The 16149-nt window shown below is 71.7% G+C and carries 15 protein-coding genes; 4 read left to right on the forward strand and 11 right to left on the reverse strand.

The window, feature by feature from the left end:
- The first annotated feature begins 16 nt into the window (after positions 1–16).
- Complete coding sequence (locus tag A3G1_RS0107760) at positions 17–733, forward strand: alpha/beta fold hydrolase (RefSeq protein WP_018348908.1); 717 nt, start codon at positions 17–19, stop codon at positions 731–733.
- Here A3G1_RS0107760 and A3G1_RS0107765 read toward each other — a convergent pair.
- Both A3G1_RS0107765 and A3G1_RS0107770 read right to left on the reverse strand, forming a co-directional pair.
- Positions 725–3202: an HAD-IC family P-type ATPase gene (locus A3G1_RS0107765; RefSeq protein ID WP_085985678.1), complete on the reverse strand. Its 2478-nt coding sequence runs from the start codon at positions 3200–3202 to the stop codon at positions 725–727. The genes A3G1_RS0107760 and A3G1_RS0107765 overlap by 9 nt on opposite strands.
- Before the next feature lie 80 nt (positions 3203–3282).
- Positions 3283–3843 (reverse strand): HAD family hydrolase, encoded by a 561-nt coding sequence (locus A3G1_RS0107770; protein WP_018348910.1) that lies wholly within the window; start codon positions 3841–3843, stop codon positions 3283–3285.
- A gap of 366 nt (positions 3844–4209) precedes the next feature.
- On the opposite strand from A3G1_RS0107770, the gene A3G1_RS0107775 reads away from it, so the two are divergent.
- Positions 4210–4584, forward strand: a complete 375-nt coding sequence (locus A3G1_RS0107775; RefSeq protein ID WP_018348911.1) for a hypothetical protein — start codon at positions 4210–4212, stop codon at positions 4582–4584.
- Positions 4585–4622: 38 nt separating this feature from the next.
- Positions 4623–5099: a glutathione peroxidase gene (locus tag A3G1_RS0107780; protein WP_026211905.1), complete on the forward strand. Its 477-nt coding sequence runs from the start codon at positions 4623–4625 to the stop codon at positions 5097–5099.
- Positions 5100–5156: 57 nt separating this feature from the next.
- On the opposite strand, the gene A3G1_RS33775 is transcribed toward A3G1_RS0107780, so the two are convergent.
- From A3G1_RS33775 to A3G1_RS0107815, 7 genes are all read right to left on the reverse strand, one after another.
- Entirely contained in the window at positions 5157–5693 is a 537-nt protein-coding gene (locus A3G1_RS33775; RefSeq protein ID WP_018348913.1) for a COG4315 family predicted lipoprotein, read from the reverse strand.
- A gap of 182 nt (positions 5694–5875) precedes the next feature.
- Positions 5876–6565 carry an anti-sigma factor family protein gene (locus A3G1_RS0107790; RefSeq protein WP_018348914.1) on the reverse strand — a complete coding sequence of 230 codons (690 nt, stop codon included), beginning with the start codon at positions 6563–6565 and terminating at the stop codon, positions 5876–5878.
- The gene (locus A3G1_RS0107795) at positions 6562–7095 is read right to left on the reverse strand and encodes a sigma-70 family RNA polymerase sigma factor (RefSeq protein ID WP_018348915.1); all 534 of its coding nucleotides are present in this window, start codon (positions 7093–7095) and stop codon (positions 6562–6564) included. Before A3G1_RS0107795 ends, A3G1_RS0107790 begins: the two co-directional genes overlap by 4 nt.
- Before the next feature lie 71 nt (positions 7096–7166).
- Positions 7167–8024: a DUF1996 domain-containing protein gene (locus A3G1_RS0107800; protein ID WP_157640972.1), complete on the reverse strand. Its 858-nt coding sequence runs from the start codon at positions 8022–8024 to the stop codon at positions 7167–7169.
- 39 nt (positions 8025–8063) lie between these two features.
- The gene (locus A3G1_RS0107805; protein ID WP_018348917.1) at positions 8064–8690 is read right to left on the reverse strand and encodes an HAD family hydrolase; all 627 of its coding nucleotides are present in this window, start codon (positions 8688–8690) and stop codon (positions 8064–8066) included.
- 44 nt (positions 8691–8734) lie between these two features.
- Positions 8735–9673 (reverse strand): hypothetical protein, encoded by a 939-nt coding sequence (locus A3G1_RS0107810; protein ID WP_018348918.1) that lies wholly within the window; start codon positions 9671–9673, stop codon positions 8735–8737.
- A gap of 118 nt (positions 9674–9791) precedes the next feature.
- On the reverse strand, positions 9792–10274 hold the full coding sequence (locus A3G1_RS0107815) for an Rv0361 family membrane protein (protein WP_018348919.1): 483 nt from the start codon (positions 10272–10274) through the stop codon (positions 9792–9794).
- 22 nt (positions 10275–10296) lie between these two features.
- Here A3G1_RS0107815 and A3G1_RS0107820 point away from each other — a divergent pair, with 22 nt between their 5' ends.
- Positions 10297–11214 (forward strand): threonine/serine dehydratase, encoded by a 918-nt coding sequence (locus A3G1_RS0107820; RefSeq protein WP_018348920.1) that lies wholly within the window; start codon positions 10297–10299, stop codon positions 11212–11214.
- Here the strand turns inward: A3G1_RS0107820 and A3G1_RS38295 are convergent.
- Both A3G1_RS38295 and A3G1_RS0107830 read right to left on the reverse strand, forming a co-directional pair.
- Positions 11211–15080 carry an SAV_2336 N-terminal domain-related protein gene (locus A3G1_RS38295; RefSeq protein ID WP_157640973.1) on the reverse strand — a complete coding sequence of 1290 codons (3870 nt, stop codon included), beginning with the start codon at positions 15078–15080 and terminating at the stop codon, positions 11211–11213. The genes A3G1_RS0107820 and A3G1_RS38295 overlap by 4 nt on opposite strands.
- A 118-nt stretch (positions 15081–15198) precedes the next feature.
- On the reverse strand, positions 15199–16149 hold the full coding sequence (locus A3G1_RS0107830) for an AAA family ATPase (RefSeq protein ID WP_026211907.1): 951 nt from the start codon (positions 16147–16149) through the stop codon (positions 15199–15201).

The raw sequence follows: 16149 nt of genomic DNA on the forward strand, positions 1-16149 counted from the left end.
CTTCGATACTGGGTGCATGACCAGCTTCAGCTCTTATGACGGCACCCAGCTCTGGTACGAGGTGACCGGGGACGGGCCGCCGCTCGTGTGCCTGCCGGGCGGGCCCGGTGCCGACGCCCGCAGCCTGGGAACGCTGGGCGGGCTCGATGCCCGGTACACACTGGTCACGCTGGACGGCCGGGCAGGCGGCAGGTCCCAGATCCCCGCCGACCGGGCGAGCTGCTCGTTCGCCGGGCAGGCCCGGGATGTCGAGGCGCTGCGCGTGCACCTGGGGCTCAGCGAGCCCGACCTGCTCGCGCATTCGGCGGGGACCCTGACCGCCCAGGAGTACGCCGTCCGGTACGGAGTCCGGCGGCTGGTCCTGGTCACGCCGGCCGGGCGCGCCGCCCGCGAGCCCGACCCTGCCGAGGGGGCGGCGATCCGCGCCCAGGGCTGGTCGAACGCCGAACCGGAGGACGACTACCCGGCACCGCCGGAGTGGCTGCGCGCCGCGTTCTATGGGACTGCGGAGTCGTCCAGCCCGCGACAGCTGGAGCGGCTGCGGACCATGCGCGCGCCCGTGCTGGCGGTGTGCGGGGCACGGGACGGGATCGCCGGCACGCACACCTCGAAGCTGATCGGTGAGCTGTATGAGAACTGCGCTGTGGAGATCCTGCCGGCGGGCGGGCACTGGCCGTGGCTGGACGACCCGGAGGGGTTCCGGGAGCGGGTGAGCAGGTTCCTCTCAGAGTGAGGTCTCCCTGCGGCTGAGCCAGTGGTCGAGGTGGAGCAGGACGGTCAGGGCGACGGCCGCGCCGAGGGCCAGGCCTGCCCCGATCAGGTTGTTGGGCAGGCTGCCGAAGTCGAGGGCGAAGAAGTCCCTGGTCCAGGGGATGAGCGCGACCAGGACAAAGGCGAGGCCCATCGCGGCGACCAGCCCGGCCCGCCAGAACGTGTAGGGCCGGGCCACGAGGGCGAGTGCCCACAGCGCGACCAGGAACAGCGTCATGGCCGCCGTCGTCCGGTCCTCGGCGAGGATCGAGTTGGCGTTCGCTCTGGCCAGCCAGTACGCGAGGAACGTGGCCACAGCGCAGATCAGCCCGGCCGGGATGGCGAAGCGCAGGACACGGGGTACGAAACCTGGGCGGGCGCGTTCGGCGTTCGGGGCGAGGGCGAGGAAGAAGCCGGGGATGCCGATGGTGAGCGCTCCGACCAGCGTGACGTGGCGGGGCAGGAACGGGAACGGGATGTGCATGACGCCGACGAGCACGGCGAGCACGACGGAGTACATCGTCTTGACCAGGAACAGGTTGGCGACCCGTTCGATGTTGCCGAGCACGCGGCGGCCCTCGGCCAGTACCCGGGGCATCGACGAGAACTTGTCGTCCAGCAGCACGACCTTCGCGACGGCCCGGGTGGCCGCCGAGCCGGAACCCATCGCGACGCCCAGGTCGGCGTCCTTCAGCGCGAGGGCGTCGTTCACCCCGTCGCCGGTCATCGCGACCGTGTGGCCACGTGACTGGAGCGCGTGGACGAAGGACCGCTTCTGCTGCGGGGTGACCCGGCCGAAGACGGAGTGCGTGGCGAGGGCGTCGGCGAGTTCCTGGCCCTCGGGCGGCAGCTCGCGGGCGTCCACTGGGGACAGTGCTCCCGGGATGCCGAGCGAGGCCGCCACGGCCCCGACGGAGACCGCGTTGTCGCCCGAGATGACCTTGACCGCGACTTCCTGCTGCTCGAAGTACCGGAGCGTTTCGGCGGCGTCGGGCCGGACGCGCTGCTGGAGGAGGATCAGCGCCTCGGCCCGGACGCCGGTGAGAGTCTCGGAGATCGCCGGTACCTGAGCCAGGGCCAGCACACGCAGCCCCGTCGAGCCCAGCTCCTCCGCCTGGGAGCGGGACGGGTCACCGGGCGGGAGGACGACGTCGGGCGCGCCGAGGACCCACGAGCCCTCCGCCCCGAAGCTCGCGGCGCTCCACTTGCGGGCCGAGGAGAACGGGATCTTGCCGTCGACCGTCCACTGTGGCGGCTGGGTCGTACCGGCCGCAGCGGTCAGGGTCGGGTTGGGCCGGTCCTCTGCGGCTGCCATCGCGGCGAGTACCTGCTGGAGGCGGCCGGGCGGCTGGCCGTTCAGCGACCGTACCTCCCGCAGGTCCATGCCGGGCTCGGTGAGCGTTCCGGTCTTGTCCAGGCACAGCACGTCCACCCTGGCCAGCCCCTCGACGGCCGGCAGCTCCTGCACGAGGCAGTTGCGGCGGCCCAGCCGGACGACGCCGACGGCGAAGGCGATGCTGGTCATCAGGACCAGCCCCTCGGGGATCATCGGCACGATGCCCGCCACGCTGCCGACGACGGCGTCGGCGAAGCTCTCGCCACGGCTGCTGAGCTGGCTGATGACCAGCAGCACCCCGACCGGGACGATCAGCCAGGTCACGAACGTGAGAATCCTGTTGATCCCGCTCATCAGCTCGGAGTGGACCAGGCTGAACCTGCTGGCCTCCGCGACGAGCTTGTTCGCGTACGAGTCGGGGCCGACCTTCGTCGCGGTGAACGAGCCGTCCCCCGCCACCACGAAACTGCCGGACATGACCGGGTCGCCGGCCGCCTTGTGCACGGGGTCTGACTCGCCGGTCAGCAGCGACTCGTCGACCTCCAGGCCGCCGGAAGCGGTGACGGTGCCGTCGACCGGGATCTTCTCGCCCGTGCTGAGCAGGATCAGCTCGCCGAGGACGATCCGGTCCGGCGGCATGCTCTGTTCGGCACCGTCCCGGCGGGCCCTGACCGGCGCCACGCCGAGCACGGCCAGCCGGTCGAGGGTCTGCTTGGCGCGCAGCTCCTGGATCACGCCGATCGCGCTGTTGAACACGATGACCAGGCCGAACAGCGCGTCCCGGGGATCGCCGAAGACCAGCACCAGGACGAGCAGCACCCCGATGATCGCGTTGAACCTGGTGAACAGGTTCGCCCGGATGATCTCCGCGAGCGAGCGGCTGGAGTCGCGCCGGGCGACGTTGACCTGCCCGGCCGCGATCCGCGCCGCGACCTCCTGACCGGACAACCCGGCCTGCGCCGCCGGCCAGCCCCCGGCCTGTACGCCCTCCACTCGCCGGCCGCCTGTAGCCCGCTCAGGCTGTGCCTGCCCGGATCCCGCCTGCCCGGCCCCTGGCTGCTCAGCCGCGGTGTGCTCAGCCCTGGTCTGCTCGCCCTCGCCGGCCCGTCCGTCCATGCGGATAGTTTTGTACCTTTTGCCGGCGAGGGCGGGCAGTTTCCCGATGCCGGGTCGTTTCCCCGGCCCCGGTACGACCGCTACGGCCGGAAGATGTGCCCCGGCGGCAGGTAGGCGCGGCGGCCGGGCTGCCCGATCTGGTACCCGGTCAGGCCGGTGGCCTCCGCCGCCGAGATCTCGGCCGCGTCCTCGCCCTGGAAGAACGCCCGGCACTGCCCGGCAGCCGTCAGAGCCCGCTCGAACAGGGCGGGGGCCGGCTTGTACTCGGCGGTGCTCCGCGGCGTGAGGACGGGAGCCTCGAAGTAGTGCCACGGGAACGGCTCGGGCTCGGCCCAGCTCGCCGCGATGAACTCGCGCACCCGGGCGGCCCGCTGGGCGTCGTCGGCACCCCAGCTCGGCGGGACGTTGGTGATCACGCCCATCGGCACGCCGAGGACGCGCAGGAGGCGCAGGTGCTCACGGGCGCCGGGCATGTACCGGTACGCCGTGCGGTCGGAGGTGTCGACCAGGGTGCCGCCGAGGTCGAAGTAGACGACCGAGCAGCGCACGCGCTCCGGGCTCGCGGCCGCAGGGCTCGCGGCGGGGACGAACAGGGCGGCGGCGACCGCTGCGGCGGCGGCGAGGCGGGTCAGTGTCCGCAATGGGTACTCCTTCGCTGGTACTCCCTTATGGATTTCAGATCGATGATCTTCTCATCCGGAGGCTCTCCCGCGCTGTCCCGGGGGTGAGGGGTCGGCGCGGCGGGTTGGTGCGCCAGCCGCCCGGCCAGCGCGGGAGAGATCCCCGGGGCCGGCCACCGGGGGGAACCGGGAGCCGGCCAGCCGCGTGCGAACGTATCGAGAGCCGCCACGGTCCGTCGAGGACATTCGGCCGCAGCCGAAACAGCATGCCGGAAAGCCTTCCCGGAGGCACGGAACCGGAGGCACGGATCCGGAGGTACGGAATTCCGGCACCGCCCCGCACCCCGGCGAAATAGGCTGGCTGCCATGCGGGGAATATCACTATTTGTGGCGGTAGCCGCCCTGGCGGCCGGAACCATGACCGGCTGTTCCTCTGACGAGCTCAACTCCGGCCTGGTCAAGGTCGAGGAGGCGACGCTGCGCGTCCTGACCACCCGGGCGGCCACCGAGGAGCTGAAGAAGGCCGGGGTCCGGCTGGACGGCAAGCTCAGCTGCACCGTCACCCAGGCGCCCGACGACCGGAAGCTGTTCAACCTGAGCTGCGACGGCACCACGTCCGAGGGCTCGAAGGCCGTCGTGTTCGGCCAGCTCAACACCGAGCAGAGCCGCGACGCCGACGGCCCGGCCCGCGGGCTGAACTTCGTCGGCGTGGTCGGCGACCGGGTGGTCTTCCAGAAGCAGAACTGCATGGGCGGATGCTGACCACCGGCTTCCCGCCCGCGGGCTGCTAGTTTTGCCGCATGTCTGTCTTTGATGTGGAGATCGCCACCCTCGATGGCCAGCCGGGGGCGCTCAGCGCGCACCGGGGCAAGGCCGTGCTGATCGTCAACGTCGCCTCGCAGTGCGGCCTGACCCCGCAGTACACCGGGCTCCAGGCGCTCGCCGAGCAGTACGCGGGGCAGGGCCTGGTCGTGCTCGGCGTGCCGTGCAACCAGTTCGGGGCGCAGGAGCCGGGTTCGCCGGCGGAGATCGCCGAGTTCTGTGACGTGAACTACGGGGTCACCTTCCCGCTGACCGAGAAGGTCGAGGTCAACGGTGACAGCCGTCACCCGCTCTACGAGCGCCTCGCCCCGGTCGCCGACGGCGAGGGCCACACCGGCGACATCCGGTGGAACTTCGAGAAGTTCCTGATCGGCAAGGACGGCTCGGTCGCCGCCCGCTTCTCGCCGCGCGTCGAGCCCGCCGACCTGGGCACCGAGATCGAGAAGGTTCTCTAGCACGTACGCGGAAGGAGGGCTCCCCGCAGCTGCGGGGAGCCCTCCTTCTTCGTGCGCTCAGTAGGACTTCTTCGCCCCGGTAGTGCTCGCCTTGGAGCCGTCAGGGGAGATCGCGAACCACACGCCGCCCTTGCCGTGCCCGGCGGTCTGGCCGAGAGCCTTGTCGTCCTTGTAGTAGTAGAGCGGCCAGCCCTTGAGGGTGAGCTGCTTGCCCTCCGGCCGGTCGATCGCCGACACCAGGGTCTTGTCCACCCCGTCCAGCTCGAACGCGCCGCCCGGCCCGGCCAGCACCGGCTGCCACGTCTCCGCGCAGGCGTCGAAGCACGTGGTCTTCGCCGGGTTGTTCGTGTCCTTGTCGAAGCGGTAGATGGTCCGGCCCTTCGCGTTGGTCACGAAGCTGCTGAACCCGTCAACCGTGGCCACCTTCAGCGTCTGCGGCGACCCGGCAGCCGGACTGGAGGCAGCACCCGGGCTGGAGCTCTGCGCGGCCGGCTGCTCCGCCGCGGGCTTCTTGTCCGCCGCCGTGCCGCAGGCCGTCATGCCGAACAGGCCGACGAGGGTCAGGGTGCCGAGGGCGATACCGAACTTCTTCATCAGATCCTCCACTGTGGTCTGTCGCTGCGTTCTCGTTCGTGGTCTCTGCCCATCACTACGGATCCGCCCCCTGACTGGTTCACCTCAATTCCAGAAATTTCATTTTTTCTTGTACCTGCTGCGCGCAGCCGGACACGGCCGCGGCGGTAAGTCCCCGCTCGCGGCCGCACCCCTTCGAACGACTAGAACCGCACGGACGCCAGCACGGTCCCCTGGGTGTTGACCACCTTCACAGCGGTCACGTCCTCCGGAGCCACGGACGCCGAACCGTCCAGGTTGGACCCCTCGGCTGCCCCCCTGGCTGACACCACCCAGCCGCCAGCCGTCTCTTCCTTGCCGCCCTTGCCGACCACGACGATCCGGCAGTCCTCCCCTTGCGCGATGCCGGCCGTGGAGACGTTGACGCGTACCCAGCCCGGAGCGGGAGTCAGCGCCACAGTCAGCCGGACTCCCGTCGCATTGTCCACTGTGGTGCCGAGTATCCGGTTCGGGGGCGGGGTCAGGGCGGGGGTGACCGTGGCGGGCGGCTGGGCCTTCGGGCCGGTCCCGGGTTCCGGAGCTGTCAGCCGGCCGGCCAGTACTCCCCCAGCCGCGACCCCGGCGAGCACGACGACGGCGGCGGCGAGCGCGAACATCCGGCGGCGGGTACCGTGCGCGCGGACCTGGCGGGAGGCGCGTTCCAGTACGTGGTCTGCGCCGGGCGGGCCGTGCAGCAGCGCTTCCGGCGGCAGGTCCCCCAGCACGTCGCGCACCTCCTCCAGTTCCCTGAGCTCGCTGCGGCAGCCGGCGCACCCGGCCAGGTGCTCTTCGACCTCGCGGCGTTCGGCGTCGGCGAGCCCGCCCAGCACGTACGCACCCAGCAGCGGCGTCATCCCGTCACCCCTTTCAGCGAGACCCTGTTCCCGCCCAGCCAGTCCCGCAACGTTCTCAGCGCGTAGTGCGAACGGGACTTGACCGTCCCGGACGGTATGCCCAGCGCCTCGGCAGCCTCGGTGACCGTCCGGCCCCGGAAGTACAGCTCGACCAGCACGTCCCGGTGCTCGGGCGGCAGGGTCTCCAGCGCCTCGATCGCGACCATCGAGTCCACGACCCGCTGGGCGTGGTCCCGCTCGACCGGCACCGTACCCGCCGACTCCGCCACCTCCGCCGGACGGGCCGCAGCGGCCCGGTGCCGGTCGGTGACCACGTTCCGGGCCACGGTGAACATCCAGGCCCGCACGGAGCCCTCGGTGTCCGAGAGCGAGCGGGCGTGCTTCCAAGCCCGGATCAGCGTCTCCTGGAGGACGTCCTCTGCCGCCGCGCGGTCCCCGCCGAGCAGGCGGGTGGCGTACGCGAGAATCGCCAGGCCGTGTTCCTCGTACAGTGCCCGGATCAGTGCCTCATCCCGTTTGCGGGGCCACATCCGCCAGTCCTCTCGACGCGCTCACCCAGCACTACGGACCGGAAGGCGAAACGGTTCACCGCCGGCGGGACTCAGCACGCGCGGCCGGAGTTGATGCAGGCCACGGCCTGGGCCATGAGCTCGTCGGGCATCACGTTGACATGGTCACCGTGGTCGGTGCGGGCCTTGCCGCGCTGCTCGGGGAACGTGTCGATCGAGAACGGCTCCCCGCCGGGCAGCTCGTACGCGACGGCGAGCCGGAGCCGGGCCACCGGGAACATCCCCGCCGGGCAGGCACCGTCCGGAGCCGGGAACGCGAGGTGGGAGCGGTGATCCGCGCTGTCGGTACGGCGGCCGTCCCAGCAGCTCGGGAAGTCGAAGACCCGGACGATCCGGCCGGACGCGCACGCCGGGTACTCCGTGGTCCGCCGGTCGGTCAGCCCAGCGCAGGTCCACGTGGGACGGACGTGCGCCCCGCCGCGCGCGTCGCCGGTACTGGCCCGGAGGAAGCGGGGCAGCGGGAGTACCTTGCCCGCCGGGCTGCCGTGCAGGCTCAGCTCGACCGACACCGGCTGCTGGATCGGGCCTGCGTGCGGCTCACCGATCCGGAGCACCGGCCAGTAGTACGTGGACAGGTCGCCGTTCTTGCAGGTCGTGGGGGCCGAGGCGAGCGTGTCGTTGGTGGAGTACGCATCGGTCGTGAGGTTGCCGACGTAGTCGTGCACGTGGTGGGCAGCCCCGCGCTGGCCGGGCGAGGCGATCACGTTGTCCGAGTTGCGGTGGCGTTCGAGATTGCGGCCGCAGTCCCAGCGGAACGATCCGGTCGAGGCTCCCGGCTGGGCCACGGGCACCGGCTGCGGCGGCAGCACCGACACGTCGGCCAGGCCTGGCTCTGGTGCCAAGCAGCCGCCTGGCATAAGGAGAGCCACGAAGAACCAGGTCCGGCGCATGCGCTGAGACTACCGGCAGGCGTGCACCGTCCGGATAGGTCAGAGCCCGGCGATCAGCTCCGGCAGCTTCCGCATGTCGTCGAAGAGCACCGTTCCCGGGCCGGCCAGCCACTCGCCCGGCGTCACCCCTCCGGTGTACCCGAAGGACCGCATCCCGGCCGCACGGGCCGCCTGCACCCCGTACTGGCTGTCCTCGACCACGACGCACCGGGCCGGGTCGGCGCCGAGCTGGCTGGCCGCGTACAGGAAGAGGTCCGGGGCCGGCTTGCCGTGCTCGACGTCGGCGGCGCTGTAGATCCGGCCGTCGAAGCGGGACAGCAGGCCGGTCCGGGTGAGGTTGGTCCGGATCTTGTTGTGGCTGCCGCTGGACGCGACGCACGTCGGCAGCGTGATCCGCGCCAGGGCCTCGGTGATCCCCTCGACCGGCTCGACGGCGGCCAGCCCGCCTTCGTGCAGCTCACGGAACCGGGCCGCCCACGCTGCCCCGCGCTCGGGCCCGAGCTGCTCGTAGACCTGCGCGTCGATGGCCTCGTGCGAACGGCCGACGAACCGCTCCACGATCTCGGTGTCCGTCAGCGGCCAGCCGTACTCGGCCAGGCTCACCGCGTTGGCCCGCAGCGCGATCGGCTCGCTGTCGACCAGGATGCCGTCACAGTCGAAAATCACAAGATCCACAGGGCAACGGTAACCGAGCCCCTTCCCGTGACCTGTTACCGGTACCCGTTGCGGGTGTATGCCAGCCCGAACGTCCCCTCCCCGTTGAAGTAGGCCGTGACCAGCTTCGCCGGGTCGGTCGCGAGCAGCCCGCGCTGGAGGTCGCTGCCGTCGTTGCCGTCGTCCCAGCCCCACGGCGCGTTCGCGGCGTTGTCGGAGCCGTTGTCCCCACGGAACGTGCCCCAGGACGCGAAGGTCTGCGCGTCGTAGCGCCGCGCCCACAGGCCGCCAGCGTCGAACACGCCCACCAGCCGGTACCCGACGGAGCGGTCGTTGCCTCCGGACGGGATCTCCGCCGTGCCGCTCGGGTAGTAGACGACGCCGTCGCCGCCCGGGAACTCCTTGCCGTCCCAGGCCTTCACGCCGTGGCCCTTGGCCTCCTGCCGCGTCGTCGGGCGCGCGTACCCGTTCGCGGTCTGCATGATCACGGATCCGTCGACGCTTTCCCGGCCGCTCACGAACGCGCTGCCTGGCGGTACGAAGGAATAGAAGTCGCTGTGCGCGACGGTGACCATAGCCTCGAACCTGCCGTACGTGCTGCCGTCCCGGCGGATCGTCAGGAGCACGCCCTCCATGTCGTTCTCGTGCTCGCCGCAGAAGATGCTGTCGCACCAGTCGCGCGGGTGATAGAACCCGTACACGATGAACCAGTGGGTGCTGGTCTCGACCACCGAATAGCTCACCGTGCCGAGCAGCGGGTAGCTCGGCTCGTGCTCCCAGTTGTTCAGGGTGTCCCACTCGCCGTCGTAGTCCACGGCGGACAGGTAGTCGGCGTCGTAGTCGGTCGAGTCGGTGTCCTGGTAGTGCACCGGCGCCCAGCGCTGGGCCAGGGCAAGGTCACTGACCTGCGCCCGAGCGGGGGCGGGTGCGGCCAGCGTGACGAGGGAGATGGTGAGGGCCGCCGCGGCCAGGGTGGCGGCGAGTAACCGTCGCATGTGGAGCCTCCGGGGGTGAGGGTGTCAGCACCCTATCGATCCCCGCCGACATTTCCGCGAACTCCACATGACACGCCGATGGCCCGGAGATCATCCGGGCCATCGGCGTCGGTTCACCTCAGTAGGGCTGGCCGCAGACCCGCCACGTCCCGTCCTCGTCCACCAGCCGGAAGAAGTGCTCGCCGCTGGCCCCGCCCGCGTAGTCGAGCCGGGCACGCACGGTCGCGGACTTGTCGCCGTTGTAGTTCGACACGCTCACGTTGCGGATGTCGTGGCCGGTCACCTTGCCCCGGGCCTTCGCGATCGAGCTGACCTGCTCCACCGTGTACCGGGTCCGGGCGCTGGAGCACAGCTGCCCGTGCGCCTCCTCGTACTTCTCGCCCTCCAGCGCGACGATGAACTTCTCGGCCGCGTCGCTCGCCGGCTGCGTGGCGCCCTTGATGGTCCGGTAGAACAGGAACCCGCCTCCGACCCCGCCGAGGCAGCACACCGCCAGGACGACGCCGACGACGATCAGCACGATCTTCGTCGTGTTCCGCTTCGGCTTCGCCTCCCCGGGCGGCACCCACCCCGGCCCCGGCACGCCGTCCATCTTCGCCATGAACGGACTGTAACCTCGGACCATGATCGATGGGGGCGAGATCGACGCAGCCGAGCGGCGGATCAGCGGGCGGATCCGGCGCACGCCGGTCGCCGAGGCTGGCGCTGACCGGTGGTTCAAGCTGGAGTACCTCCAGCACACGGGCTCGTTCAAGGCGCGGGGCATGTTCAACCGGATCCTGGCCGCCGCCGAGCGGGGCGAGCTGACGGCCGAGGGCGTGATCGCCGCTTCGGGCGGCAACGCGGGCCTCGCCGTCGCGTACGCTGCCCGGGAGCTGGGCGTACCAGCCACCGTCTACGTCCCGCGCACCGCGCCGGAGGTCAAGGTCGCGAAGCTGCGGGCGCTCGGCGCGACGGTCGTCCAGGAAGGCTCGGAGTACGCCGAGGCGTACGACGCGGCCATCAAGCAGGCCGCCGACGGGAGCCGCCTGTTCTGCCACGCCTACGACCAGCCCGACCTCGTCGCCGGGCACGCCACCCTCGGGCTGGAGCTGCTCGAACAGATCCCTGGCGGCTTCGACACCGTACTGGTCGCGGTCGGCGGCGGCGGGCTGATGGCCGGGGTCGCCTCGGCCCTGTACGGCCACGCCCAGGTCATCGCCGTCGAACCGGTCACGATCCCCACCCTCCACTCGGCACTGAGTGCCGGGCGGCCGGTCGACATCGAGGTGTCCGGGATCGCCGCCGACTCGCTCGGCGCCCGCCGCGTGGGTGACATCGCCTTCGAGACGGCCCGGGCGGCCAGCGTCGGCAGCGTGCTCGTCAGCGACGACGACATCATCGCCGCCCGCCGCGAACTGTGGGAGGACTGGCGGGTACTCGTCGAGCACGGCACCGCAGCCGCCCACGCCGCGCTGATCTCCGGCGCCTACCGCCCGGCCGATGGCGAGCGCGTCGTGACTCTCCTGTGCGGAGCGAACACGAACCCGGCCAGCCTCTAGCCCTTCGCCCCCGGCCGGGTCTGCCTCGGCCCGGTGACCGCGATCGCCTCGCCCCGGACCAGCCAGCGGAACATCGTCCCGTTGCGCCGGAGCCGTTCCATCGCGCCCCGGAAGAGCTGGCTGTAGGTCATCGGCCGGGGAGCCTCCGGGTCCCGGAGCGCCGCCATCATGGCCTCGGTGGCCGGGAAGCCTCCCGTACCAGTGCCCGGCCCGCCGGCCAGGCCGAGGAACATGCCGAACGACTCGCCGCCGAAGTCGCTGGCCAAACCGTCCCAGCCCAGGAACGCGTCGTCGGGCTCGCGTCCCTGCCACTTCGCGCCGAAACAGTGGTCGACGACCAGGTACACGCGCCGCGCCTTGCCGCGCCGGACGATCTGCCGGAGCCAGTGGTAGTTCAGCCCGCCCCGGCCCGAACGGACGAGCACCCTCCTGCTGTCGAAGAACACCTCCCCCACGTACCAGACGAGCAGCGTGTCCGTCGTTCCGGCCACCAGCCTGGCCAGCCTGGTCTCCAGATCACGGGCCGTGTCGGACAGCCGGTGCACCCGGCCGGCGCCGAACACGCCTTCTGGCTCCGTGAGCAGCGTTTCCAGCTCGTCGAGCGCCCCGGTGGCCGTCGTGGCGGCCCGCAACGACCCCGCGAACTCGGGCCCGATGATGACCACAGTGGACTGGGCGGCCGCAGGAACGAGGATCGAGTGGCCCGTCGGCGAGCGGTCCGGCCTCAGCAGGGAACGAGCCTTGTCCAGGTTCACCGCGAAACGCTCGGCCACGTGGCCATACTCGCCCCGGGCCAGTAGCGTGACAGCATCGATCGCCTTGCTGGCCGCCGCTTCCTGCCCGGTACGGGCCAGCAGCAGGGCGATGACGCTGTGCAGGTGCGCCAGAGTCTCGTCGTCCCGTGGCTGGGCCTGCCGGAGCAGCGCCTGGGCTGCGTTCAGAGCCGGTTCGAGCGACTGGCCCGGCGCAGCCAGCGCCTCGAACATCTCCAGCAGCTCGCACGCCAGCGGGATGTTCACCTGCCGGATCGGCGTCGTGGAGATCAGGAGGTCGAGGCCCTGCTGCACGGCCTCACGAGCCCGCCTCCCCTCACCACTCGCGTGGAGGAGGGCGGCGTACTGCACCTGAATGTCGAGCCTGACCTGCGTGCTGCCGGACGAGGTCAAGCTCGCGGAGACCGCGAACTCCTCCACTGTGGCCAGCGCGTCCCCGACCCGGCCCAGCTTGCGGCACAGGTCCGTGTACGCGCGCAGGTACCGGCCCAGTGGCTCCGCCTGCTGCTGGGCAACGAGGTCGATGGCTTTGCCGAAGGCTTCCCGGGCGGACACCCACTCTGCGGTACTTCCCGAGACGTCCGCCATTTCGGCGAGGATGGTCCCGAGGCTCGCCCACGCCTCGTCGCTGTCCGGGAACAGCTCCGTCGTCGCGGCCGCGTACTGTCTGGCCGCCGCGAGATCATCCAGATCGCCGGAGGCCTGGTACATCACGTAGGACAGGCGGGCCAGGCCGGTCACGCCGTCCGGAGCGCTGTCCAGGGCCGCCAGCGCCTGTGACGGGTCGGGGAGCTGGCTGGTGAGTTCCCAGCTCCGCTCGATCGCCTCGGCCAGAAGGCGGCCGATCGCTGTCCGGCCCTCGGGCGTGATGTCCGCTCTCCGTAGCCCCCGGTGCAGGACGTCGAGGGCGTCCGCGAGGCTCGGGCCGTCACCGATCTGGACCAGCGCCGCGCCGAGCAGCAGGACCGTCCTCAGTGTCCAGTGGGAACGCCGTACCTCCGACAGGAGAGTGATCCCGGTTTCCCGGTCCGCAGGATCTTCCGACAACGCGTGCCGCTGGAGGTACAGCTCGCCGCGCCGGACCAGGAGGGGCGTACCCGGGGTTCCGCCCCGCACCTGCTCGATCGCATGGATCGCCAGGTCGATCGTTCCGAGAGTGGAATCGTCCGTGGCCATCTCGGACAGGATCGTCGCGTAGGTGCGGAGCAGGTTCTGGTGCTCGGGCTGGCCCTCGGCGGAATGGTCCAGGGCGTTCTTGGCGTTCGCCAGGGCGAAGGACAGCGAGTCCCGCTGGCCGAAGTCGGTGGCGAGCCTCAGGTCCAGCTCGGCCCGCCAGCGCAGGATCGACTGGTACGGCGGGGAGTGCTGCGGGAAGCGGTCCAGTGCCCGGCCCAGCCGCGAGCCGGCCAGGTGCAGGGTCTCCGGCTTCCCGGCGGCCATCGCCTCCTCGTGGAGCTGGGAGTAGTACGCCAGCTGGTCGAGGTGGTCGGGCTGGTCGCCGGGGTGCGGCTGGCGGCCCATGCGTTCCAGCAGTTCGGCGCGGATCGTCGCGAAGCCGCCCTCGCCGTCGTCCCCCGGTACGGTGAACTCCCCTTCTGGGGACGGGAACAGGGCCGTGAAGCCCCGGCCAGCCCGATGGAACTCGCGCTCCACGTACTCGGAGACCTGGCGCTCGACCTGGCGCGCCTCGCGCTGGGTGAGCGTGCCGAGCAGCAGGCTCGCGACGCCGGGCGGGAAGTCGTAGGAATCGCCGGCTCCGGACGCCCGGCGGACCAGCAGCCCGCCGAACAGGATCTCCGCGAGGACGGACGGCCCCGTACCCGGCAGCATCGCCTTCTGGATCAGCCGGATCACCGCGAGATTCAGCGCCCTCGGCACAGCCAGGTACCCGGCGAGCGCGTAGGCCTCCTGGCTCGCCGCCGCCCGGAATCTCGCCAGCAGGTCGCGTGCGCTCAGCCCGGCAGGCAGGGCGCCGGCGAGCTGTGGCCGGGCAGCCCCGGCGATGGCCACTGTCGCGTCGGCGGCCTGGCCGGTGACGAGCCGCGCCCAGGGTGCCAGCCACGCCGGGCCGAGGCCGAGCACCGGGATCGCGACGGCGCCGGGCGGGAGGGTGCGCCACCTCCGCTGGTACCCGGTGAAAAGCAGGCGGGCGGTGGCACTGCCCGGGGACGGGGCAGTCAGGCGGCCACGCACGGGCGGCGCCGATGTCCTGGCCCACAGCCTTTCCGGGAGGGGCTGGAGGATCGCCAGCGGGCCGGCGCCTGCCCAGCGTGCGAGCAGCCGTCCCGCCGATCCGTCCTGCCAGGACCGGCCGACGCAGTCGGACAGGACGAGGATGAGGCGCTGGCCTGCCGGGTCGAACAGTGTCGCCGGGCCGTGCAGCCTGGCCGTCGAGGGGTCGGCGTCCGCAGACAGGCCGAGCGGCCCGCCACCTGTCCCGTGCAGGTATCTCAGCCGGACGTCCCGGAACGCGCCGAGCTGCTGGCACAACGTCCGCAGCTCGGCCGCGAGGTCCAGCCAGAGCTGTTCGGCAGAGCCGGAATCGGCCACGATCACGAGGTCGAGCCAGCGGCCCGGGGCTGGCCTGAGCACGGGCAGCCGCACGCCGTGTTCTGCGATCCGCCGCGCCGTCGCCTCCTCGTCCAGAATGGACGCCCGCCTGGACGGGACCCTGCGCTTGAGCGGGCGCAGTGCCCGCAGCAGCGCCAGCGGATCGGGCAGCACGGCGGCCGACGGCACGCGGATCGGGCGGGCGGGTGTCCCCGGCCCGGTCACCTCACCCTGCGGATACACCGGCTCCGAGGCGGGCCGCGTGTTCCCGCTGGCGTTCGACGTGTTCGCAGGCTCGGGTGACACGCCCTGGTCGACGGGCGGCTCCAGCACGGCGAGCCGGTCGCCGGCTCCGGGTGCTCGCGGCGGCGGGGTCACCCGGCTGGCGAGCCACAGCACCTCGGCCAGCTCCAGGGCGCTCAGGTCGTGACCGGCCTCGGCGAGCACCGTGTGGAGCTCCCGGACGAGACGCTGGGACCAGGCACGAGCCATCGACCCCGAGCCCCGGATCGCCCCGCCAGAGGGGTACTCAGGCGGGCCCATGAACGGCTTCGCTGGTTCGCCAAGGGGCTCGGACGACCCGGGAGCCGGCCTGCTGGGCAGCCGCCCGCTGTCCTCCGGGGGCTCCCGATCGGGGCTGTCGCTCACCGGCCGGCCCCGGTCAGCCGGACGTGTTGAGGTGGCGGAGGACCAGCTCGGCGAGGTGCTCGCGGTCGCCGCCGGAGTGCCGGGCCAGATACACGGCGTTGAGCAGCTGGTCAGTGGCCAGCTCGCCCAGCTCCCGGCGCTGGAGGAACCGCGCGATCAGGTCACGGGCCGCGCCGGCCTCGCTCTCGCCGAGGTGCGCGCTGACGATCGCCGCCAGGCGCTCCGGGCCGGGCTGCGGCAGGTCGAGCCGCACACAGCGCCGGAGGAAGGCCGGCGGGAACTCCCGCTCGCCGTTGCTGGTCAGGAGCACGATCGGGAACGCTCCACACCGGACGTGCCCGCGCCCGACCACGATGTCCGGCCCGTTGTCTGCCGGGCGGACGGGGACGTCCGGGACGCTGGACGCGATCCGGGACAGCTCCGGGATCTCGTACTCACCCTCCTCGAACACGTCGAGCAGGTCGTTCGGCAGGTCGATGTCACTCTTGTCGATCTCGTCGATCAGCAGGACCCTGGGCAGCCGGAACGGTGCGAGCGCCGTGCCGAGCGGGCCGAGCCGCAGGTACCTGCCGATGTCCTCACCCGCGTCGCCGACCCGGCCGATCGCGTCGTACCGGTACAGTCCGTCGGCGAGCGTCGAGCGGCTGGTGATCGGCCAGCGCAGCACCCGGCCGAGGCCCAGCTCGTGCGCGACGGCGTAGGCCAGCGTGGACTTGCCGGTGCCGGGGTGCCCGGTGATCAGGAGCGGCCTGCGCAGGTAGAGGGCGGTGTTGACCAGCTCGACCGTCCGCTCGTCAGCCTGGTAGGTGATGGCGCGGGCCAGGCGGTGCGCCGCCGTGTCGGCCGCGCCCGGCTCGGCGTAGGCTCCCGGCTCGCCGAAGGTCCGCCAGGGTGGCGGGGCCGGCAGCTCGCGGATGCCGTCGTGCTGCTCACCGGTACCACGGAAGATCATCCAATCCGTCAC

The sequence above is a fragment of the Longispora albida DSM 44784 genome (assembly GCF_000379825.1).
In the GTDB taxonomy this organism is placed as follows: Bacteria; Actinomycetota; Actinomycetes; order Mycobacteriales; family Micromonosporaceae; genus Longispora; species Longispora albida.